This window comes from Dyadobacter subterraneus (genome assembly GCF_015221875.1).
In the GTDB taxonomy this organism is placed as follows: domain Bacteria; phylum Bacteroidota; class Bacteroidia; order Cytophagales; family Spirosomataceae; genus Dyadobacter; species Dyadobacter subterraneus.
The window spans coordinates 5,526,438-5,549,413 of record NZ_JACYGY010000001.1 but is presented as its reverse complement, the minus strand read 5'-3'; the positions used below and the strand labels follow the sequence as shown (position 1 = coordinate 5,549,413).

At 38.9% G+C, this 22,976-nt stretch carries 24 protein-coding genes; 8 read left to right on the top strand and 16 right to left on the bottom strand.

What is annotated here, in order from left to right:
- Positions 1 to 261: 261 nt before the first annotated feature.
- From IEE83_RS33650 to IEE83_RS23205, 7 genes are all read left to right on the top strand, one after another.
- The gene (locus IEE83_RS33650; RefSeq protein WP_369009349.1) at positions 262 to 957 is read left to right on the top strand and encodes a CPBP family glutamic-type intramembrane protease; all 696 of its coding nucleotides are present in this window, start codon (positions 262 to 264) and stop codon (positions 955 to 957) included.
- 42 nt (positions 958 to 999) lie between these two features.
- Complete coding sequence (locus IEE83_RS23230; protein ID WP_194122863.1) at positions 1,000 to 1,242, top strand: hypothetical protein; 243 nt, start codon at positions 1,000 to 1,002, stop codon at positions 1,240 to 1,242.
- A 3-nt stretch (positions 1,243 to 1,245) separates the two neighbouring features.
- Positions 1,246 to 1,554 carry a CPBP family glutamic-type intramembrane protease gene (locus IEE83_RS33645; protein WP_194123525.1) on the top strand — a complete coding sequence of 103 codons (309 nt, stop codon included), beginning with the start codon at positions 1,246 to 1,248 and terminating at the stop codon, positions 1,552 to 1,554.
- A gap of 12 nt (positions 1,555 to 1,566) precedes the next feature.
- Positions 1,567 to 1,974, top strand: a complete 408-nt coding sequence (locus tag IEE83_RS23220; RefSeq protein WP_194122862.1) for a hypothetical protein — start codon at positions 1,567 to 1,569, stop codon at positions 1,972 to 1,974.
- A gap of 255 nt (positions 1,975 to 2,229) precedes the next feature.
- Positions 2,230 to 3,150 carry a carboxypeptidase-like regulatory domain-containing protein gene (locus tag IEE83_RS23215; RefSeq protein WP_194122861.1) on the top strand — a complete coding sequence of 307 codons (921 nt, stop codon included), beginning with the start codon at positions 2,230 to 2,232 and terminating at the stop codon, positions 3,148 to 3,150.
- Entirely contained in the window at positions 3,080 to 4,126 is a 1,047-nt protein-coding gene (locus IEE83_RS23210) for a hypothetical protein (RefSeq protein ID WP_194122860.1), read from the top strand. The genes IEE83_RS23215 and IEE83_RS23210 overlap by 71 nt, the downstream gene beginning before the upstream one ends.
- 98 nt (positions 4,127 to 4,224) lie before the next feature.
- Positions 4,225 to 4,944, top strand: coding sequence for a hypothetical protein (locus IEE83_RS23205; protein WP_194122859.1), 720 nt, complete (start codon positions 4,225 to 4,227; stop codon positions 4,942 to 4,944).
- 66 nt (positions 4,945 to 5,010) lie between these two features.
- Here IEE83_RS23205 and IEE83_RS23200 read toward each other — a convergent pair whose 3' ends face one another.
- The 8 genes from IEE83_RS23200 to IEE83_RS23165 all read right to left on the bottom strand — a co-directional run bounded on the left by IEE83_RS23200 (position 5,011) and on the right by IEE83_RS23165 (position 14,091).
- Complete coding sequence (locus IEE83_RS23200) at positions 5,011 to 6,069, bottom strand: agmatine deiminase family protein (RefSeq protein ID WP_194122858.1); 1,059 nt, start codon at positions 6,067 to 6,069, stop codon at positions 5,011 to 5,013.
- Between the two features lie 185 nt (positions 6,070 to 6,254).
- Positions 6,255 to 6,848: a hypothetical protein gene (locus IEE83_RS23195; protein WP_194122857.1), complete on the bottom strand. Its 594-nt coding sequence runs from the start codon at positions 6,846 to 6,848 to the stop codon at positions 6,255 to 6,257.
- Positions 6,849 to 6,861: 13 nt separating this feature from the next.
- Positions 6,862 to 7,956, bottom strand: coding sequence for an AEC family transporter (locus IEE83_RS23190; protein ID WP_194122856.1), 1,095 nt, complete (start codon positions 7,954 to 7,956; stop codon positions 6,862 to 6,864).
- 149 nt (positions 7,957 to 8,105) lie between these two features.
- Positions 8,106 to 9,293 carry a pyridoxal phosphate-dependent aminotransferase gene (locus IEE83_RS23185; RefSeq protein ID WP_194122855.1) on the bottom strand — a complete coding sequence of 396 codons (1,188 nt, stop codon included), beginning with the start codon at positions 9,291 to 9,293 and terminating at the stop codon, positions 8,106 to 8,108.
- A gap of 956 nt (positions 9,294 to 10,249) precedes the next feature.
- Positions 10,250 to 11,143, bottom strand: a complete 894-nt coding sequence (locus IEE83_RS23180; protein WP_194122854.1) for a carbon-nitrogen hydrolase — start codon at positions 11,141 to 11,143, stop codon at positions 10,250 to 10,252.
- Between the two features lie 52 nt (positions 11,144 to 11,195).
- The gene (locus IEE83_RS23175; protein WP_194122853.1) at positions 11,196 to 12,182 is read right to left on the bottom strand and encodes a glycosyltransferase family 9 protein; all 987 of its coding nucleotides are present in this window, start codon (positions 12,180 to 12,182) and stop codon (positions 11,196 to 11,198) included.
- A complete protein-coding gene (locus IEE83_RS23170; protein WP_194122852.1) occupies positions 12,179 to 13,093 on the bottom strand; it encodes a lysophospholipid acyltransferase family protein in 915 nt (304 codons plus the stop codon). The genes IEE83_RS23175 and IEE83_RS23170 overlap by 4 nt, the downstream gene beginning before the upstream one ends.
- A gap of 89 nt (positions 13,094 to 13,182) precedes the next feature.
- A complete protein-coding gene (locus tag IEE83_RS23165; RefSeq protein WP_194122851.1) occupies positions 13,183 to 14,091 on the bottom strand; it encodes a lysophospholipid acyltransferase family protein in 909 nt (302 codons plus the stop codon).
- A 103-nt stretch (positions 14,092 to 14,194) separates the two neighbouring features.
- Between IEE83_RS23165 and IEE83_RS23160 the strand changes: the two genes are divergently transcribed.
- A complete protein-coding gene (locus IEE83_RS23160; protein WP_194122850.1) occupies positions 14,195 to 14,488 on the top strand; it encodes a hypothetical protein in 294 nt (97 codons plus the stop codon).
- Between the two features lie 28 nt (positions 14,489 to 14,516).
- On the opposite strand, the gene cobA is transcribed toward IEE83_RS23160, so the two are convergent.
- The 8 genes from cobA to IEE83_RS23120 form a co-directional block, all read right to left on the bottom strand.
- On the bottom strand, positions 14,517 to 15,269 hold the full coding sequence (gene cobA / locus IEE83_RS23155) for a uroporphyrinogen-III C-methyltransferase (RefSeq protein ID WP_194122849.1): 753 nt from the start codon (positions 15,267 to 15,269) through the stop codon (positions 14,517 to 14,519).
- 198 nt (positions 15,270 to 15,467) lie between these two features.
- Positions 15,468 to 17,690, bottom strand: a complete 2,223-nt coding sequence (locus IEE83_RS23150) for a ferredoxin-like domain-containing protein (RefSeq protein WP_194122848.1) — start codon at positions 17,688 to 17,690, stop codon at positions 15,468 to 15,470.
- 78 nt (positions 17,691 to 17,768) lie between these two features.
- On the bottom strand, positions 17,769 to 19,013 hold the full coding sequence (locus IEE83_RS23145; protein WP_194122847.1) for a sulfate adenylyltransferase subunit 1: 1,245 nt from the start codon (positions 19,011 to 19,013) through the stop codon (positions 17,769 to 17,771).
- 77 nt (positions 19,014 to 19,090) lie between these two features.
- Positions 19,091 to 20,047 (bottom strand): sulfate adenylyltransferase subunit CysD, encoded by a 957-nt coding sequence (gene cysD / locus IEE83_RS23140; protein ID WP_090333866.1) that lies wholly within the window; start codon positions 20,045 to 20,047, stop codon positions 19,091 to 19,093.
- A 60-nt stretch (positions 20,048 to 20,107) separates the two neighbouring features.
- Positions 20,108 to 20,836, bottom strand: coding sequence for a phosphoadenylyl-sulfate reductase (locus IEE83_RS23135; protein WP_194122846.1), 729 nt, complete (start codon positions 20,834 to 20,836; stop codon positions 20,108 to 20,110).
- Positions 20,837 to 20,941: 105 nt separating this feature from the next.
- The gene (locus IEE83_RS23130) at positions 20,942 to 21,388 is read right to left on the bottom strand and encodes a type II toxin-antitoxin system VapC family toxin (protein ID WP_228101941.1); all 447 of its coding nucleotides are present in this window, start codon (positions 21,386 to 21,388) and stop codon (positions 20,942 to 20,944) included.
- Positions 21,385 to 21,732, bottom strand: coding sequence for a hypothetical protein (locus tag IEE83_RS23125; RefSeq protein WP_194122844.1), 348 nt, complete (start codon positions 21,730 to 21,732; stop codon positions 21,385 to 21,387). Before IEE83_RS23125 ends, IEE83_RS23130 begins: the two co-directional genes overlap by 4 nt.
- Positions 21,733 to 21,759: 27 nt before the next feature.
- Complete coding sequence (locus IEE83_RS23120) at positions 21,760 to 22,947, bottom strand: trans-sulfuration enzyme family protein (protein ID WP_194122843.1); 1,188 nt, start codon at positions 22,945 to 22,947, stop codon at positions 21,760 to 21,762.
- Positions 22,948 to 22,976: the final 29 nt, after the last annotated feature.

Sequence of the window (22,976 nt, the reverse complement as noted above, 5' to 3'; positions counted from 1 at the left end):
TTCTCTCAAATTTTCATCTACTTATTAATTTTCCGGTCTTTTTGTGTAGACCAATATCGTCGAAGTTTATCGGCAACATCATGACTTTTGTTTAGCTATTATATAGAATTTTGGCTTTCCGGCGATCGGGATTTTCATATAATCAATATAGGAATATCGTAATCAATCTTTGATTAAAGTAGTGTAGAATAGCTGAATGTGATTTCGAATGGAGTTTTTACATTGCAATGTGAATTTGTTAGATACAATTCGCCTATACACATGATCAAAATTTTATTCGAATTCTTCCGAAATCCTTATTCACTTTTTGGTAAAGGTCAAAACGAAACAGTACCAGAAAAGCTCGATTTCTTAAAGAAGGCCATATTGTTCTGTCTTGTTTCTTGCTTCGTCATTTTAATGATAATTATTTTGATGATCGAAATGCCGCTTAGAAATTTACTTGATATTTCTATTTTGGCAAATCTGACACACAACAGACAAGCTTTTCGTGAATCCACCACTCCGTTGGGCGTAATTTTAGATATATGCCTGGCTGCTCCGTTTTTAGAGGAGGGAATTTTTCGGTTTATCCTGATCTTGAAATCCCGCTGCCTGCAAATAATTTCCATTTTGCTAATACTTGATTTTATTACTTCATTTCACTCTTTCTATATTTCTTCCTATCAGTATACTGTTATTGTGCTGCCAATTTTGTGTATGCTCTTTTTTTACAACAAGCTTTTGACACGTCCCGGGGAAGAGGTGTTGCAGAGGAAGTTTTACAATTATGCATGTTGGTTTTCTTGTATAGCTTTTGGTCTTGCTCACATAAGAAATTTTGCCCCACTCCAACTATCGTTAATTTTCTTATACCCTTTTTACGTGCTGCCCCAGATGGTTTATGGCGTTGTTTTAAGTTATGCAGTAGTTAGATACAAATCCATTTTTTTAACTTTTCTGATTCATGCGGAATAAATTCTTCGTCGGAAGTTCTAAGAGTGCTGACCAATAATTAATATGAATCATCTCAACACACTTTTTTTACATTTTGTCGCCTTTGTGCAGAATCCAAATAACCCGGATTATCTTACCATTAGCGACAATAAAAAGCTGAAAGATGTAGGAATTTACATTGCTATACTTGCTTTTGTATTTGGAGAATTATTATGGTACCCTGTAAAGCTTGCAGAGAAACTGAAATGGTATAATCCGCTTGTGGAAATTGATAGTGGCCAACGGATTCTGCTTGTTTTTGTCTAAGCCATTGCCATTGCGCCGCTTGTAGAAGAATTCATTTTCCGGTATTCGCTGGGTAAGATCAGGAACAAGTTATATTTCAAATGTGCCTACTATTTGTCCGCCGTTCTTTTTGGCTGGATACACATAGTGACCTATGAATTTGATTCTTCCCATTATTTGTTCATTCCCCTTATTACGCTTACACAAACTTTTGCAGGCTTTTTATTAGGCTACGTCAGAATAATCTATGGATTTTGGTATGGTGTATTATTACACGCAGTTTATAATACCTTAGCACTTATTTGGATATACACTTTTGATTTTGACTTTTAACACACATACACTATGCTATCTTTTTCCTACAAAAAAATCGGTTATTTATCGGTTGTTCTTGCCATGATGGCCTTAGTGTCAACGCTTACTCCGGTCTTTTCACATTTTACAACGGCTGTAAAGTCTTCAAGTGCATTTGGGTGGTTTCTGGTAGTAGGGCTTATCGTGATCACGTTTTCGAAAGAGAAATATGAAACGAATGAAATTGAAGTATTGCGGTTAAGATGCTTCTTTAAAGGGTTCTCCGCAGCTCTTGCTGGTATTGTCGTGGGTTCTTTAGCGAACTTACTCATCCCGGGAAAAGCCGTTACTTTGGAAAGAGCCATTGGGTATCTGGATGACAATAGCATATTGAAATTATGCGTGCTGACCCTGATTCTGCATTTGATCTTTTTTCGGAAGGAGTTAAAAAAGCTTTAATTTTTCTATTATTAAGTCTCTTGACATTTTGAAAATGATAAGGTTAAATATAAAAAAGGAAAAGGTGCTCAACAATATATCTTTAATATTGCTGGGAGCATTTATCGGTCCGGTGGTGAGTAAGACTTATGTTATTTTCAAAGGTTTTATTATTTCTATTCTGTATTGATGGAAAGAAGATTTCTTACAAAAACATCAATTCCCTAATGATTTATCATGATATCCAAAAGCAAATATTTACAAAATGTATGAGTATTGCTATTAATTTTCATAAGTCATGTCTCTCACGCAAAGGTCGTACATATTAACGGAAGAGTTTTGGATGGGAAAGAACAACCTGTTCCTTTAGTGTCTATTCAAATTGGAGGATCTAATTATGGAACTGTTACCAATGAACAGGGATATTTTAATCTGGCAATTAAAGGTTTTGTTGACGGGATGTTGATCATTAGCTCCCTTGGATATAAAACTTCTTACCAGAAGATCAGCAAGGAAAGCCAAAAGCTTAAAATCATTTTAGAAGCCGACGCGAAGCAACTACATGAAGTCTTTATTTTTCACGATAGCTCATTAAAAGTCCTTCTTGCAAAAGCATACAATAGGATCAATGATAATTATCCACAAAACTCAATTGAGTTAACTGGATTTTACAGATCTTATCACAAATCAGTGAAAGATGATAGCTATCTGGATTTTTCAGAGGCTTCTTTGAAGATTCAGGAAAGTGGATATCAAAACACACAGGAAGATGCCCAGGTGGAAGTGTTAAAAGTGCGTAATCTCAGATTTCCACAAAGGGACAGTGTCGATCACGTAAGATATTACGGCGGCGCATTTATGGCCAATTGGAATGATCCCGTTAAAATGAGGGGGCCTTTTTTAAATCCTGCATCTTTCAATAAACGTTTTATTTATCAGCTGGAATCAATTTCGACTTACAATAAGGGAAACGATTCTGTGTATGTAATTCAATTTAAATCAAATGATAAGCTCTCGACAAAAGAAGGGAGAATCTGGATTGATAAAAAAACGATGGCTTATCAAAAAATAGAATGGAGCGATAAAGATCCTAAAAACCCAAATCCTTTAATTCCAATTAATAGAATTGTCAGAAATTTGCCTAACTATTTATCAGGTACAAGATCAGACGAATGTGCTGAAATATGCTTCCGTTAGTGGTAAGAACTACAATGGAAAGACAAAACAAGAAAATAATTATGTGCTTGAATTTGTGACTACCACCTGTGATCTGAAAAAAAATTCTAAGCCAATACCCTTTAAGAAAAGACTTAAATATGGAGAGCTCTTTACAGAATTAGAGAGTAGCGAGGATGTGCATTTTTGGGATGAGTATACCACAATTGAAATGGATTCCGTATTGAAAATGGTGAGGATTGGCATGCGCGGAAACGAATATTTTAAAGTTACTAATGGTGGTTTTAAAGGAAAGTCCAAAAGATATTTTAAAATAAAACTTTACAATTTAACAAAACGCATAACAATCGGATACGCATTAAATGGAGCTTTCTTTAAATCAATAGACGAGAATCAGGTCTGGTTAGGTTACGTTGGTCAAACTAATAGGAGTTCAAAGGATATCTCCAGTGCAAGAATCATCCCGGCGACAACGTTCGGTTTTGGCTACGAACTAAATCCATATCAACAGTTAAGGATAGATTTTTCGGATGGTTTATTTAATTCTAATTTTTATAAGGACACAGCAATTAGATTTTATCAATATTATCTTATTAAAAAGAGAGGCAATCCACTCTTTATCACAGCCTCAATTGGACTTTCAAATGGCAAAACCGGATTGCGCTTAGGAGAGATTTCTTCCGGGAATGATATAATTGTTAGCGGTAAGAACTTAGGGAAGAAGTCAACAGTTTTTTTGGGTAATCGATATACAAATGGTCAGATTGGTTTAGGGCTTGAATATAGAAAAAAGCGACTTTCTTATTTTGGTGAGTTCAGCTACACGCAAAATATCCATACAAAAGACATATTGCTGCTCAGAATTAAAAAAAATATTTTCTTTACAAAAACTGTTGTCACGGATAACCCGTCTAAAGAAATTTCAATATTACCGGAAAATTTAAATTTAGGTGTTTCTCGCACCTCCATGGCCTTTGGGATACGTTTGCGACTTTAAGTTAGACATTATCTACCGCTCACTCAACTAAGTAATTCTACGCTTAAAACCAGAAATCAGTCTCTCTACTTTTGATGAAATTTAAACTTTTATCAAAAATGAAAAACTATCAACTTGTTGCTATTTTCCTGTTATCCTGTGCGTTAACTTCTTGTAAAACAACCGCAATTCTGACCGACACTTTTGAAAGTGACGTTGTTGGTAACTTACCAATTAAAGATATTCCCGGAGCTCCGTCAGGAGATGAAGTTGTATTTGAAACGGTACTTAATCCAAGGTTGAAGATAACTACTTCCAATAACAGTGCCGGACAAAAGGCTTTGACTTTTTCACAAGCACCCGCAACCGGACTTACTGCCCACAACCAGTTTCTTTCATTTCGGGGAATTTCTACTGATTTCACAAAGCCTTTGTGGTTTTCTTTTGTTGGCACACTATCGGGTTCTGGCAGTGATCTTATGATAGATATTGCGGACGGATCAGCTGGTTTGATTGCCAGGATGTATTTCAGAAATAACGGAGATGTTGAACTGGAAAGGAGTTTGGCAGGAACCCCAGCAGAATTGATAGGAAATATTCCACTAGGTACAATTCACACGGTTGTTTTTACCCTTGATATGAACAAGAAAACATATAATCTGACAATATTTAAATCGGTTGGTAATATCCTTGTGAAGGATCATCCGCTTCTTCTGGAAAATCCATTGGCTTACGCAAATCCTGCACATCCGCAGATTAGTTTTCGTTTTGATGCCAGTACTTTTGAAACGAGAAAGTACGTAATTGAATCAGTGAATATCAGTCGGAAACAACCTTAATCGGGAACGTCCTGATTTAACATTTTCATGTGTTAAATCAGGACGGTATATCTCTGCAAAATATTTTTAGATAATTGGCTCCTGCTGGCTCAAACAGTGGAAGCTTCCCTGCCCCCAGATAATTTCAGTAGCCTCCAAAGGAATTATTTTTCTGTCAGGCATCGCTTTTTCCAGAATATCAATAGCAATCTGATCATTTGGATTGTTGAAAACAGGAACAATTACGCCCGCATTACACATCAGAAAATTGACATAAGAACCCGGTGTACGGAAATCGTCAATGATAACGGCTTTTGGCATTGGAATTTCAATGATATTCAGCTGCTTTCCATTCAACAAACGCATTTCCTTCATCATTTTGAGATTTGTTTGAAGAATCTCAAAATTCTCATCATTCGGATCGTTTTCTAGGGCTGCAATGATGGTGTCTTCGCTGATAAATCGTGCAGTGTCATCAATATGCCCATCGGTATCATCACCTTCAATTCCTGCTTCAACCCATAAAACCTGATCGATTCCATAATAATCAGACAGGAATTTTTCGATCTGATTCTGATTAAGATGAGCATTTCTGTTTTGATTTAACAAGCAGGATTTGCTGGTTAATAAACTTCCGGCACCGTTGAATTCAACAGATCCACCTTCCATAATAATTCCCGGTGTCACAAACGGCAAATCCAAGTATTTAGCAATGGCTTGCGGTGTGCGATTGTCATCATCATAAGGCGGATATTTTCCACCCCACGCATTGTGTCCCCAGTCCACGATCATTTTTTGCTTTGTTTCCGGATTGATCAGAAATGCAGGACCGTGATCACGGCACCAGGCGTCGTTAGTTGGTTTTACTACAAATTCAATTTTGGATAAATCAACCTGAATTTTTTCCAGTTCACCAATAATGAATTGTTTAAGGTTTTCATCATTCGCAATAATGCCCACATTTTCACCCTGACTTATTGCCTTGATAAAAGCCAGATATTGGGGATACATTTTGGAAAGACGGTCGCCTTGCCAGGAAGCATCATTGTGTGGAAATGTTAACCAGGTCGCACGATGCGGATGCCATTCGGCTGGAAAAGTAAATCCTGATGCTTTGGGTGTGGACGACAAGTGAAATTCTGACACGGTATTTTATGCTAAATAATTATTGAAGGAAATCTATTGACCGCGTAAAGGTCGGAAAGGTTTTTCAAAAATGACAGTAAGGATGAGAAAGTAAGACAGAAGTGGGGTAGGAAATGAAAAATCCAAAGACGCCGGTTTTAAACGGGCTTTGGATTTTTTTCAAAACGTTGGTAAAGAAAATGATTCTATTTATCTGATACGATTACATTTTCAACAATATAGGAGCCTTCTTTTGTGGTAAGATTGTAGGCTTTTTCAACTTTTCTGGCGTTTGTCTGCACTACACCCACTTTCCAGCTCGACACTTCACCCGTTTCCGGTTCAACATGATACAGAATATCATTTTTTGAAAGCTGTTTCATCGCTTTGTTACCTTTGTCGGTTTGCACCTGATGGTGAGGTGTTGCTTCCAAAAGGACTGCCGGAACTAACGGGAATGATTCACTTTTGGCAGTGTTTTCTTTTGCAGGGCGAAGATAAACTGCTGTTAGCGCCGCATCCGGATTGTAAAAAACTTCAACGCCTTTTACCTGTGTTGTAATGCTCTTTCCTTTATGACATGTTCTGACTTCTTCTCCAACCTTAACTTCATGTATAGGCTTAGAAGTACCGTCGGCCATGGTCACGTTTGCAGTCGCGCAAAAGTATTTGTAACGTTTTTTTTCTTTTGCCGAATTCCTGTCCGCTATTTCCGTTTTCTCCGATCCATTATATTCTGACTGCGCAATGGCAGCAAAAGATAAAAGGGAAAGAAACGGAATGATGATTTTTTTACGCATAATACGGGTTAGGTCAGGCTTTTGATACTCTGACAAAAACTTTGCTGAACAAATTAGGCAATCCTCCCAAAGCAATCAGTACGACACCCGCAATGATTAGTGTCGTTAAATGTGTAAATAAAGCACCTGTTGACAAGATTCCCAAAATAAGGATTGTCGAAAATGGTAATGAAAATGCCAAAAGCAATACCGCCAGTTCCATGTCAAAAGTTCTTTTTTCCTTTGCCAGTCCCATTGCATCTTCACGTAAATTGAATGCAGAAATATGTGCAAGTGGCCAGAAACTCGCTGCACTCAAAGGAATAACGATTGCAAGCAAAATCATGGATTGATCTGTCAGATTTAAAACATAGATCATTCCAGCACTGATAAGCATTGTACTTCCAGCTCTGAAAAGCAAAATACTGGCTACAATGGCTTTTTTCCCTTCTTTCAATTGTACGGCCAGGCCAATAAAAAGAAGTACAAGCGGCGTCATCATCGCACTTGTTTTGTCAAAGATCTCGGTAAGAAAAAAGGGCAAAGTTTTATAATTGATACCAAAACCCAAAAGCACCAATGCCAGAATGATCAAAACATTGATGGGTTCCTGCAACATATTGCCAAAAAGACTTTTAAGTTTTCCACCCATTTTGGTTTCTGTGTCGTGACTGTTTTTCAGAAACATATTCATCGCCAGAATATAAAGCGAAATAAGTACGAAAAATTTGTTTCCAACATCGGCAAGTGCCGCAATGGCCAGACTTTTTTCACCTAAAAATTCTGCAATAAATGGAAAACAGGATAAACCAGGAGCCAGGGAAGGAATTAACATCATCAGCGTCCGGCCTGTCGGACTGTTTTTTTCTATGCCAAAAAGTGCAAAAGCAAGCGGCGCTGAAAAAAACATAAGAAAGTTGAAAACCAGCGTGACAACAGGAATAATGATCATTGACGAATCAATGTCAATTTTCATTAATGAGATAAAGATTGTTGATGGCAACGCAACAGAAAGAATGATTTCTTTAATACCGTTGGTTTGATCCTTACTTTTAAACTTTCCTCTGAGCAAAAGTCCGAGGCCGATTAATAAAAGTAGGGTGATGGTTTTTTGTAAGGCATCACTCATAATAAATACTTTTTTATTGACTATGTACCCGACATGAATATGTCCGGTGAAATGAATAAAAATCAAAAAAAGATTGGCTGGTTTTTCGGGGTCTTATCCGGTTTGGATACACGTTCCGAAAAACCAGCCATCAGTCAGATTTCAGCGAATTAGCTGATTGTTCCAAGAGCGCTTACGAAAGTTTTCATTTCGTCCATTGTTCCGATACTAACGCGGCACCATGGTTTGTTCTGAATGTCAAAAGCACGAACGGAAATGTTTTTTGCAGCCATTTTAGCCAGCAAATCTTTGCCTGACATGTTTACAGGGAAGATTACGAAGTTGGTATAAGACGGGATATATTTGTAGCCCATTTTGTCCAGATTCGCGTAAAGATATGTTTTCGCTTCGTGGTTCAGTTTACGCGTCATGCCCTGGAATTCATTGTCATCCATTGCAGCAGAAGCAGCAGCGATTGACGTGTAAGAAATTCCCATTCCGCCACGAGTGATTTTTTCAATTTGTTTAATGAATGCAGGTTGAGCAGCCATGTACCCAACACGAATCCCAGCCATTCCCATAATTTTGGAGAATGTACGTGCGATAATCACGTTTTTATTTTTAGTAAGCAACGATACCATACTCTGCGTATCAGCACCAACAGCTAGCTCAATGTATGCTTCATCAACGAAAATAGGTACTTTCTCAGAAACACGTGAACAGAAATCTAACAAGTCCTTACCAGAAGTAATTGCACCCGTTGGATTGTTTGGGTTACAGATGTAGACAAGTTTTGTGTCTTTATCAACAGCTGCTTCCATCGCTTTCAAGTCGTGAGAATGATCTGCCGTTACAGGAACTGCTTTCCATGTTGCACCAACAGATTTTGCAACCTGAATCAATGACATATAACAAGGATCAGCAGAAACGATATTTCCGCCGTTCATGAAAAGTACCAAAGCTACTTTTTCAAGAAGATCAGAAGAACCAGGTCCCATCATGATATAATCTGTGGAAACGCCTTCTTTTTTTGCAATTTTTTCAACAAGGTCAGACATTTCTTTCCATGCATAGCGATTTCCACCAGCTACGGAGTCACAAACTGCTTTTTGAGCTGTTTTAGGTGGGCCGTATGGGTTTTCATTCGCACCAAGACGTACCATTTTTGAAAGATCCGGCTTCTTGTCAAGAAAATGCTCACGAACCATTGGGCTGCGATAAATGCGGTTTTCCGGATCAAGAGATAAAGGCATATCTGAGAATGCGCCGCCGAAACTCAAATGAGGGGCTAGCGTCATACCACCTATGGCCATTAAGCCTGACTTCAACAAATTGCGACGGTCGATTTTCTGATTCATTTTCCTGTAAAAGTTAAGTAATAGTAATTGGAGTGATTGATAAGCTAAATTTAAATAAATTTTTTATAATTCCCTATTTTGCTGTTACAGAGGTTTATAGTAATCTGATCATGCACAATTTTTAATATGTTATCGTTCTGGGCATGCTTTAAAATCTCTATTACGCTATTTGGCACAGGTAAGAAATTCGTTACCGGTAAAGAGCAAAAAGTTATGGCTGTGGTGTCCACGTTTCTGTGCGCCGCACACACGTTCACATAGACATTTCCAACAGCCATAATCTTGCAAAACTGCTTTTCCGGAAAGCAATACCCTCTTAATCGAGGACAAACAGTAGCGTCGGACACAGAATAAACGTAAAAAATTCATGTGTTGACAAAATGTTTGTCCACGTAGTCAGGTTAATAATTGACAAAATTATATTGTAAAAAAGCAGAACTTCTTCGAAGCCGCGCCTAAGCATGGCAATCGCAGAGGATCATATTTCCACTTCTTACATTCGGATATATTCATGTGCGGCTGGAATATATCTGGCAGTTTGAAAGTCCAGTCATTCGTTTAATGACATTTCAAATATACTGACAAAGTGGATAAATACAAGAGAATAAATCTAATACTTGTTATTATTTGCAATAAAAATTGGTTTAAATGAAAAGTGGAGAAATATTATATCATTATATTGATATTTTATTACAATTATCAAGCTTTAATGCAATCTATAAAATATGTAGACTTACAATTCCTTTGACATTTCCTGAAATCCGGATCGGCTGTAAAAATGAAGAGAAAGAATTTTTAATTTCCAGATTTTTTATTTGTTTGAATAGCAGTTACTTATGTAACCCAGTAGTCATAAATTTTAATACAAAACTAAAAAATTCTAATAAAGCCAGAATGCCGGTTAATTTCGGCTACTCCGGCTTTATTAGAATAGTTATATTTTTGAGTATGTATTTTTAGTCGATGTAGCGGCTCAGAATTGGCTTATAAGAATCCACTCTTCTGTCGCGCAGGAAGGGCCATGTAGTTCTGTAATGGTCAAGTTTCTGCAAATCGATTTCTTCGACATGTACAATTTCTTCTATGTGTGGGGCAAGATATAACAGGCGGCCCTGAGGATTTGCTATAAAAGATCCGCCCCAAAACTGCTGATCTGCTTCACGTCCCACGCGATTTACAGAAACAACGTAAACGCCATTTGCAACAGCATGTCCACGCTGAATTGTCTGCCAGGCTCCGTATTGTTCATCATTAATGACAGGATCTGTTTCATTTGTATCCCAGCCAATGGCAGTAGGGTAAAACAGAATTTCGGCACCCATAAGACTGGTAATTCTGGCTGCTTCCGGATACCACTGATCCCAGCAGATCAATACGCCGATTTTAGCAAATTTTGTATCGAAAGTACGGTATCCGTTTTTGTCAGATTCTTCCAAAGAGGCATCACCAGGCGTGAAATAGAATTTTTCGTAATATCCAGGATCGTCCGGAATATGCATTTTACGATATTTCCCAAGATAAGTTCCGTCCGCATCTAATACTGCTGTTGTGTTATGATAAAGTCCGTGCGCACGTTTTTCAAACAATGAGGCAATAATCACAACACCCAATTCTTTGGCAAGACTGCTTAAAGATTCTGTTGACGGACCAGGAATTGCTTCGGCCAGTTCAAAGTTTTTATGATCTTCAACATCACAAAAATAGAGCGATTTGAAAAGCTCCTGCAAACAAACAATCTGAGCACCTTTAGCTGCGGCTTCTCTTATTTTATTTTTTGCTTTTTCGAAATTATCTTCCACATCAGCAGAACAGCTCATTTGAACGATTCCGATATTTACTTTTTTATTCATCCAACAATTAAATTAAGATTTGGGTGAGTGCTTTTACACCGGATTTGAAACATTATTTACTAAGAGGAAGTTCTTTAATCTCAAAATTGAAAGATACTTCATTCATACATTTGAAATGTTTCTTTGGACACTCCTTGTATCCGATTTTCGAACAAGGCCTGCAATCCAGATTGTTATTTTCGATGACTTCGAAGGCAGTTTTGTAAGGATACATGCCAAAAGCCGGAACTGTATTTCCCCAAAAAGAATAAACTTTTTTCTTGAATGCAGCTGCAACGTGCATCAGTCCGGTGTCGTGAGAAAAAACAATTAACGACTGCTCAATTAAAGAAGCGGATTGGTTAAAATTATATTTACCAGAGCCGTTGAAAATTAATTTTTCTCCCAATGCCTTTACAATTTCTTCTCCGGCTTCAAAATCTTCTTTTCCTCCCAGAAGAATAATGGGATAGTTAATTTTTCGGCAAAGTTCTATCATGCGGTGAACCGGCAGCTTTTTGGTAGTATGCTGTCCGCCTATAGCATAAGCTACAAAATTCCTCTGGTGCGTTTCCGGAATCCAGTCACGTTCAACTTTGTCTTTGTAAGGAATAAAATAATTCAGTCCGAGGTCATCATTTATAACACCCAATGGTACAAGGGTTTCCAGATACCGGTCAACAATATGAATGTCAGGAAGATAATTTATTTTAAACTGGGTTTGAAGCCATTTCTGGGCATTCAGTTTTTTGAAGCTGTATGAGCGTTTAAAAAGGGCCAGTTTGATATGAAGCGTACGTAAATTGGTATGGAGATCAATGATATAATCAAACTTTTCTGCACACAATTCTTTAATCATTTTGTTAAGACTTCCGTCTAACAACCAGATTTTATCAACGTAAGGATTATCTTCAAGAAGGAAACCAAATTTGCTTTTGGTAAAATAATGAACCTCTGCATCAGGATATTGCTGTTTCAAACAGCGTATTACGGGCGTTGTCAGTACAATATCACCGATCGATGAAAAGCGCAGAATTAAGAATTTTACAGGTTTGTTCACGATTTTTCTTTTACTTCCAATAATTGATCCCGGTGCAATACTTGCGGACGTTTATGCTTCCAACGTTTATGGCTCCATAACCAATTGTCGGGCTGCCGGATAATATCTTCTTCTAAAAACGAAATTTGCTTTTGAAGAATATAATTAGTCGGCTCTTGTTTCGGCGTTTCGGTAATCAATTTAAAATAAAATTTGTAGAATCCGCGCTTAAAATTATTTCTTAACACACCCATATAAAGCACGGGAGCGTTCAGCTTTCTGGCAATCAATTCAACACCCCTGAAAACACCAGTATCCTGATTCAAAAAGGTTGTCCAGTAAGCACGTTCAGGAGCAGGAGATTGATCATTGATCAGGATAAATAGAAATGGCTTTTCCCGTGGACTGACCGCCCGCTGAAAAGCTTCCTGCATTGGAACCATTTCAGTACCAAATTGCGTCCTGACATCCTTAAACCAATTATCAAATGTTTGATTTGCAAGCTGATGATATACTACGACCATCTGATAACGAAATCGAAGTGACCCAAACAGATTAAGCATTTCCCAGTTGCCAAGATGTCCTGCAACGACAACCAGGTTTTTCTTTTGAGCATAATAATGATCAAGAATATCCGATTCGGCTTCAAAACGGTTCAATAAATCACTTTTGGAAATACTTCTTAATTTGATTGTTTCAAAAATAATATCCGTAAAATTCTGATAATATTTCTTTGCGATTTCCTGAATGGTATCTTCTTTTTCCTGCGGGAAACTGTTTCGGAGATTAGTAAGAATTACTTTTTCACGGTAATGAAAAACATCAAAAATGAAGAATCTCAGAATGTCGGAAAAACGATACAATGATTTCCAGGAAAATCGGGAAACGGTGTCTAAAAGCTTAATGACTATGCGGGTAAGGAAATTTTCCATACAAGACTTACTTCAAAATAACAGCTCTGGTGCGAAAACAACATAACCTTACTCAAAGAAAGCAATGGACTGACTTGGATTTTACTTCGTCAGGGTACTAAACTCAGTAGCTGTTCAGGTTTCAGACATTCAGGTTTACAATGTTTCCAGCGTCTGTGGCTCCAAAGCCAGTTGTGTGGCTGAAGACGGATATCCTGTTCCAATATCTGAATCTGCTTTTCCAAAATTCCGTTGACCGGAACTTCCTTAGGCGTGTCGGTTATCGTTGTTATGTCAACATGATAATAACCCCTTTTGTTCTCTACTTTGCTGAATTCTGCATATAATACAGTAAGATTTAATTTTCGTGCTATCGCTTCTACACCACGAAAAACTCCGGTATCCTGATGCAGGAATTTTGTCCAGAAGGCCGTTTTCGGATTAGCAGACTGATCATTTGCGAGAACGACTACAAATGGTTTTGTTCTGGGTGTCAATAACTCTTTAAATATTTTGTCCATTGGAACAAGTTTCGCCCCAAAACGGGTCCGGTAATCCAGAAACCACTTGTCAAATACTTTATTTTGCAAAGGGCGATACACTACGATGCAATCGTGGGAAAATTGAAGCGAAGAAAATAAATTCGCAAGCTCCCAGTTTCCCCGGTGGCCCATAAGAAAGATGGCACTCTTGTTTTGTGCATATAAATTATTGACGATCGTAAGATCGCCTTCCAGCCGTTCTCGAATCACTTTCGGAGACGCGGTTCTGAACTTTAAAGTTTCTAGAATGAGATCAGTAAAATGAATGTAAAAGTTGCGGGAAATAACTTCAATTTCTTCCGGCGATTTGTCGGGAAAACTATTTCTTAAATTTTCAAAAATTACTTTTTTTCGGTATCCAACTACATCAAAAAGCAACCAGCTAAGCGCGGTGGATACTCTGAATATGTTTTTCCAGGAGAGGCCGGCAATGGAATCAAGAAAGAAAATTGAAATTTTTGCAACTATTTTATTCATATATTAATTTTTTACAATATTACATATAACGTAGGTGTATAAAAAATTAGCATTTGTTTTTAAAAATGGTTAGCTTCACTATGTCAATCAAATACGTATCACTGTGTTAGAAAGCTTATTTGACATAAAGAATGATCGGCGCCTCAGCGTATATCTGTATCGAATGGGATTCTGTATGTGGCTGATGTATCTGGCACTTGGCGCGCCTGCGCTGCATGCGTACAAACATTACCGTTTGGATTGCGGAGTATTTTCCGTTGTATTGATGGTGGTAGGATTTTCAGCTTCTATGGTTTTTGATTATTTCCACAACCGTGAAGCGTATGAGTATAAGAAAAAATGGCTTTTTGTAAGCTACCTTGTACTTGCCGGTGTTATCTATTTCTTCATTTTGTAAGAAACATTACCAACAAACCGATCTCTTATTAAATCTGCTTGTTGACCATTTCTTCAATTTTCTGAAACGTTAATCCAGGAAGTGCTGCAACTTTCCCGATAACAATTACTGCCGGGGATTTAATTTCTGCTTCTTTTGCCAGAGGTAAAATATTTCCAATCGTTCCTGAAACAATTTTTTGTTCAGGTAAAGAACCGTTTTGAATGATAGCGATTGGTTCGTCAAATTTGTCCAGCCCGGTATAGATGTTAATAATTTCTTCGAGTTTGTGTGTTCCCATCAGGATCACTACTGTCGCCGAAGAGCGTGCGGCCCAGGGAAGATCTGCCGATAATTCATGAGATTTTGTCGTTCCGGTAACAACCCAGAAACTTTCACTCACGCCGCGTGAAGTTAAAGGAATTCCTGCCAAAGCCGGAACTGCATAAGTACTGGAAATGCCGGGAATTACTTCCGACTCGATTCCATGCTGTGCTGCATATTCAATTTCTTCATAACCACGGCCAAAAATAAAAGAATCGCCGCCTTTCAAACGTACAACTTCGCCATATTCGCTGGCAGAAGCTACAATCAGTTTATTGATTTCATCCTGCCCGCAGCTTACTTTTCCAAAACGTTTTCCAACATGAATTTTCAAACAATCTTCCGGACAATGATCAAGGATTGCAGGATGCACAAGCGCATCATAAAGCACAACTTTGGCAGTTTGTAATACTTTAATTCCTTTTAAAGTGATCAGATCAGGATCGCCAGGGCCGGCACCGATTAATGTAAGTTTCATGAGGAAATGGCTGTCGGCTTTCGGCGATCAGCTGTCAGTGGGTTAGTGAATACGAATTCCTTAATTATAAGGAAATTGATGAATAGGGAAGATTAGTTATTATTGAGAGAAGTCAATTTTTCAAAGTTGACTTCTCTCAATAAACTACATGTTAGCTACCAATTGATAGCCGACTGCCGATAGCCGACAGCCACAATATTATGAGTCTTTGCCAAACGAAAGCTCCTGCAAAACAGGCTCACCTGTTTCCATCAACTGCGCTCCACGTGTATTACGAACAAAGTTCAAAAAGTCTTCTGCGGTATTAACAAAGTAGGTTGCAAATTCTTCTGTTGGTTCGAATTTGTTGATACTGAAAGCAAGAGAACGGAAAGGAGTTTCTTCTGAATCCGGAAGAACATATTCAGCCGGAATTTCATATTTGAATTCTTTTCCAAAGTTACTTTCGAAATCGTTGATGATGCCGTATTGTGTATTCGTACTCACATCTTTGGTCATCAACAATCCTTTTGCACCTGTGATCAAAACGTTATAAGCATGATAAATCGCATCAGCCCAGATTTTCAATTCGTAGTTTTCTTTGGCAAGATTTAACTTTTCCTGTCCTTCTGTAATTGTAGTAGCTACTAAATCCACCAAAACGCTGGCACATTCTCCAACTCCAATTTCAGTTTTGAATATTTCATCATGATCCCAGTCGCGGTAATCATCTTCCTGAATCGTAGAAAGATCTGCGATCGGTTTCAAAAGCTGGAAGAAGTAATTCTTAGTTTGACGGGTATAATACTGGTTGAAATATTCTCCGTCGTATGCGTTTGATTCGTAATCGTTGAAGATCGTACGAAGTGCTTCCGGTCCGCGTTTTGCTGGGACTTTGATCACTTTATCGCCAATCAAACCAATTCCGTCGCCAGAAAAACCACCGCCTAGCAAAACCTGCAAAGCTGGTAAAACCAGTTTTCCATTTTTAATAGAACTTCCGTGGAAACCAATATTAGAAGCATTATGCTGGCCGCAACCATTCATACAACCGCTAATTTTGATCTTGATATCCTGGTTGTAAATCATTTCAGGAAATTCATCCTTCATCACATCTTCCAGAACACGGGTGATTCCGTAACTGCTTGTGATGGCAAGATTACAAGTATCTGTACCCGGGCAGGTTGTGATATCCATGGTACTGTCAAAACCAGGATTAACCAATCCTAATTTCGCAAGTTCATTATAAATTGCTGCCAGATCTTCGCCTTTAATAAAACGAAGAATATATCCCTGGTTAACTGTTACACGAATATCGTCAGCCGCATATTGACGAACGATATTTGCCAGTGAACGTGCTGTATCCGAGCTCATATCACCCAGCAATACACGTAACTGAACGGCGTACCAGCCTTTTTGTTTTTGTTCAAAAGTATTGGTTTTCAACCATTTTGTAAATTCGGAAATGTCTGAAACACTTTCAGAAGCAATTTTCAAAATTTCTTCTTCGCTCAACGATGGGCGAGGAGCGTGGTTGATAGATTCCGCCTCGTTCGTACCAAATAAATCGGCAGGAATCTGGAAAACCTTGTTTTTTACGGCAGTGCGTTCTTCTTCCACCTTCGCCATCATTCCTTCCAATCCAAGATCGTTCAAAAGGAATTTCATACGCGCTTTATGGCGGCGAACACGTTCTCCGTAACGGTCAAAAACACGAAGCAAAGCTTCTATGAAAGGAATAACATCTTTTTCTTCAAGGAATTCGAAAGCAGTTTGTGCCGAGAAAGGCTGCGCGCCTAAACCTCCGCCAATCAGAACTTTGAAACCTTTCACTTCTTCGCCAGCTTCGTTTGTTCCCATTTTGGCGATAAGGCCAACATCGTGAATAAACGCCAGGGCAGAATCTTTTTCGGAAGAAGAAACCGCTATTTTGAATTTCCGTCCCATATCCTGATTAATAGGATTGCGAAGGAAGTAAGTAAAAATCGAATGTGTTATCGGTGTAACATCAAAAGGTTCGTCTGGATCAATACCTGCCACCGACGAAGCTGTTACATTACGGATTGTATTTCCACATGCTTCTTTTAGAGTAATTCCGGCGTCTTCCAGATCTGCCCATAATTGTGGAGAATCTGAAAGTTTTACAAAGTGCAGCTGAATATCCTGACGGGTTGTTGCATGCAAATTTCCAGTAGCAAATTTGTCGGAAGTATCTGCTATGCGAACAAGCTGATCCGCCGTGATACGTCCATAAGGCAGTTTGATACGGATCATCTGCACGCCTGGCTGACGCTGACCGTATACACCGCGCGTCAGACGAAACTTACGAAAAGCTTCTTCCGGCGTTTCACCCGTGTTAAATGCGTTGATTTTGTTTTGTAAATCAACAATATCACGTTTTGCTACGGGTGATACTTTGTCTGAAATTACTAAATTATTCATGGTGATGTATTCTTATAACCTATCGGAATAGTATATTAACTTTATAATGGGAAAAAAGGTGCGGTTAATCTGCTCCTTTTATTCAACCATACAAGCGCCTACGGTAACATTCGACGTTTCGTCAATCAAAATAGCAGCGCCATTGGCTCTGTTTTGCTGATATGGGTCGTAAGCGATCGGTTGTGCTGTTCTCAAAACAATTCTTGCGACATCATTTAATTTCAAACTTTCAACCTCATCCAGTTTTTCGTAAGAGTTGATATCGATCTGATATTCTATACTTCTAACAGAACATTTTGTTCTTGCAGTTCCGTGCTGAAGAAGATATTTATCACCAGCTTTCAAGGTCTTGCGGTCGTCCATCCAGCAAACCAGCGCTTCCACATCCTGACTCACGATTGGTGAATTGTCAACCGAAACGATCATGTCTCCACGACTGATGTCCACATCGTCTTCCAAAAGAATGGTAACTGATTCAAAAACACCCGCTTCGATAATTTCCTGTCCACCAAATTCAATTCTTGCGATTTTGGATTCTGTTCCCGAAGGCAAAATTTTAACAGCTTCACCTTTTCTCAAAGAACCACTTTGTAAACGACCGGCATAACCACGGTAATCATGCAGTTCCTCAGTCTGAGGGCGGATTACATACTGCACTGAGAAGCGTCCGTCTGTCGTGTTTTTGTCTTTTAAAACATTTACGTTTTCAAGAACTGACAACAACGTTTCGCCTGTATACCAGGGCATGTTTTTAGACCGGTCAACGATATTATCTCCGTTCAGCGCGCTAACCGGGATAATTGTCAAATCTTTAATGTTCAATTTCTGAGCAAGATCCTGGTATGTTTTTGCAATTTCCAAAAACGCATCTTCGGAATTTCCTACCAAATCCATTTTATTGATCGCCACAACCACGTGAGGAATTCCTAACATAGAAGCAATCAGCGAGTGACGGCGTGTTTGCTCTGCAACACCGTGACGCGCATCAACCAAAATAATTGCAAGATCCGCATTTGACGCACCAGTTACCATGTTACGGGTATACTGAATATGTCCCGGTGCATCGATTGATATAAATTTACGGTTTGGTGTCTGGAAATATTTATAAGCTACGTCAATTGTAATTCCTTGTTCACGTTCAGAGCGAAGTCCGTCCGTCAAAAGAGCAAGATCAATTTCACCGTCGTTACGGCTTTTGCTGGCGCGTTCGATGGCTTCCATCTGATCTGCCAGAATATTTTTTGTATCAAAAAGCAAACGCCCGATCAACGTACTTTTACCGTCGTCTACGGAACCTGCTGTTATAAATCTTAGTAAATCCACCTTTTTTTAATTTCGAATTTGTGAATGAGAGAGTGATTGAATGGGCTCATAGCAAGCTTTCTGTCAGTTTCTCATTGTTAGAAATATCCTCCTTTTTTACGGTCTTCCATTGCAGCTTCGGTTTGCTGATCGTCGATGCGGGTTTCGCCGCGTTCGCTGATTCTTGAAACTGTAATTTCAGCAATCACTTCTTCTAATGTTGCAGCGCTTGATTCCACAGCAGCAGTACAAGTCATATCGCCCACCGTACGGAAACGCACTTGTCTGGTTACAATCTGATCGTCCGGATCTTTTTCTATAACCGGCGTATTGTATAACAAACGTCCGTCGCGTAGAATACACTCACGTTCGTGAGCGAAATAAATGCTTGGAAGTGTAATTCCTTCTCTTTGAAGATATGCCCAAACGTCTAATTCAGTCCAGTTGGAAATTGGGAAAACACGTACATTTTCGCCTTTATGAATGCGTCCGTTGAAAAGATTCCAAAGCTCAGGTCTCTGACGTTTTGGATCCCACTGACCGAACTCGTCACGGAATGAGAAAATACGCTCTTTTGCACGTGCTTTTTCTTCATCACGACGCGCACCACCGATGCAGGCATCAAATCCGAATTCTTCAATCGTGTCTAGTAAAGTGAAAGTCTGCAACCAGTTACGGCTAGCGTTTTTACCCGTCGGTTCTTTCAGATTTTTCGCTTTGATGGTATCTTCAACATAACGAACAATCAGTTTTGAACCTGTTTTTTCAGCAAGCATATCACGGTAATCCGTAGCCTCCACGAAGTTATGGCCCGTATCAATATGAACTAACGGAAATGGAATTTTACCCGGAGCAAATGCTTTCTGAGCAAGACGAACCAGGGTTATTGAATCTTTTCCTCCTGAAAATAGTAACGCCGGACGTTCAAACTGACCAGCCACTTCACGCATAATGTAAATCGCCTCTGCCTCTAGCTGATCCAGGTAGTCCGGTTTTCTACGGTCAATATTTCCTTGGTCGCTAAGATCCGACGCCTCTTTTACTGAAATTGACATACTTACTTCATTAGACATTTAATACTTCTTCTTTATTTACGTAGCATTGGGATGCTTTTATTACTTCGCGTGCAAACCACATTCTTTCTTCGACTCATCTTCCCACCACCAGCGTCCGGCACGGAAATCTTCGCCTTCCTGAATAGCACGTGTACAAGGCGCGCAGCCGATACTTACAAAACCTTTGTCATGCAAAGGATTATAAGGAATGCCATTCGATTTTACATAAGTTTTTACTTCTTCAAAATTCCAATCCAGAATCGGGTGGAATTTGATCAGATCGTGCGCTTCGTCGATTTCCAGCTTGTGCATAGCCTGACGATTTCCTGACTGTTCTGCCCGGATACCGGTAACCCAGATTTTTGCTCCTTTCAGAGCTCTGTTCAAAGGTTCAACCTTACGGATAAAGCAGCATTCTTTACGGTTTTCAACAGAATCGTAAAAACTCAAAGGACCTTTGGTACTTACCAATTCTTCCGCGGCACTGGTTTGAGGATAATAAACTTTTATTTTGGTATCATACCGGTTGTTTGTTTTTTGAAGCGTCATGTACGTTTCATTAAACATTCTTCCGGTATCCAACGTGAAAATGCTGATATCCAGATTATTCTTTAAAATAAAATCTGTAATAACCTGATCTTCATAACCAAGACTCGTAGAAAATACGACCTGACCCGGAAAAAGATCTGCCAGAATAGCCAGCGATTCAATTTCGCTTTTGCCTTCAAGGGCGGCGGTTAATGCGTCTATGTTTGTGTTCATGGTGATTCGCCTTGTATTGCTTCTCATATTGTTACACAGAGGAAGATGGAGTTAAAAAGGAGGGGCACAGAGTTTTTTATTATATTCTCTGTGGGTCTCTGACTTTTCTCTGTGAAACTCTGTGTTATCTATTTATTTTATATCAAAATATGCAACTTCCAAAAAGTGAGTATGCAAATGTTGAAAATCTTGATCTGTTGTTATCAATGTTGCATTTAAAACACTGGCCGTCGCTGCAATCCATAAATCGTTTTTACCCATATTTCTGGAAGAACCTGTAAGTGGCTTTTCTTCAAGTCTTCCCTGGCTGAAAGCGTCTATTTCTGCGTAAGAATTTATAATTTCCTCTGTTATGAAATCGATTATCATAAATTCTTTTATGAACATTTGCAGCTCGCTTCTCTTATTAAATCCCCAATTATTTTGAATAGCAAGCGATCTTAATTCTCCTATTACGACTGCTGGAATATATACATTTGAATCTATTTCAAATATTCCAATCTGCAATTCAATTAAATCCCAGATTGAATGTTTTCTCAAATATGCCAGGATGACATTAGTATCCAGGACATATCTCATTTTGTCAATTGCGAAAGAAGAACTTCAAGTGGCTCCTGAATATCAATAGCATCTCTCAAAGCTTCCAGTCTTTCTTTATTTAAGCCTTTATATTCCTGTTTACTTTTCAGTTTTTTAACTCTGTCTTCAAATGACAAATTTTTATCTTCTGGATTACTAATCATAGATTTCAAAGGATCATCATCCGAAAGTGTACTGTAAACTAATTCGTTCATCGTAACACCGGCTAAATCAGTTGCCTGTTTTGCGGAGAGTGCTCCTTGTTGATAAAGTTGGCCGGCGATTGAAAGCAATACCTTCTCCTTCTCGAAATCTTCCGGCAAATTGATGGTTAGTGTTTTCATATTGCGACCAATTTAATCTATTGATTTTTACTCTAATATATCACTTTTGACCGACACTTCCACAGCATTTGTGAAATCCTCGATCAGGTCTTCGATATCTTCCAAACCAACGGAAATACGGATTAAGCCTTCCGTAATGCCCAAAGCCAGTTTTTCGTCTGCTTTCAGTTTCGCATGTGTTGTCGTGAACGGATTGGTAACAATTGTTCTCGTATCACCAAGATTTGAAGAAAGAGAAGCAATTTCCAGTGCATCCATAAATGCAGAAACTCTTTCAAAACCACCTTCAAGTTCTATCGTTACGATCGCTCCTCCAGCTTTCATCTGCGACTTGGCAAGGTCATGCTGAGGGTGAGATGCCAAAAATGGATATTTAACCAGTTTTACATCCGGATGTTTTTCCAGAGCCGAAGCCAGCGCCAACGCGTTTGAGCAATGTTTTTCCATTCTCAAATTCAACGTTTCAAGACTTTTGCTCAATACCCAGGCATTGAATGGAGACATAGACGGTCCGGTGTGACGACAGAAAAAGCGAACATGTTTGATATATTCTTCTTTTCCAACCACAATACCACCTAAAACACGGCCTTGTCCATCCATGTATTTAGTAGCCGAATGCACAACCAGATCCGCTCCGAAGTCAACCGGATTTTGCAATGCCGGAGAAGCGAAACAGTTATCGACATTAAAAATCAGATTATGCTTTTTGCAAAGTTTCCCGATCATTTCAAGATCTACAAGATCCAATCCTGGATTTGATGGCGTTTCAAGGTAAACCATGCGCGTATCTGGTGTTACCGCAGCTTCCCAATCTGCCTCACTTGCGTCTGCGTCAAGATAAGTATATGTGATACCCCACTTGCTGATAATTTGCGTAATGATCTGATGTGCAGAACCGAACAAAGCGCGACTTGCCAAAATGTGGTCACCGCTTTTCAATAATGCAGCCATACTGGCAAAAACCGCAGCCATACCCGTAGCCGTTGCAACGCCATCTTCACAGTCTTCAAGAAGACAAACTTTGTCTATAAATTCCTGAACTGATGGGTTCGAAAAACGACTGTAAATATTTCCTTCTTCCGTTTCTTCAAAGAGCGCTTTTCCTTGCTCAGCACTTTCAAAAGTAAAGCTGCTTGTCAAAAATAAAGGCGTAGAATGCTCACGGTACTGTGTTTTCTTTGTCTGGGTACGTATCGCTTTGGTCTGCTTTTTCATAGGTCACTAGGTATTGGCTATTAGCTGTT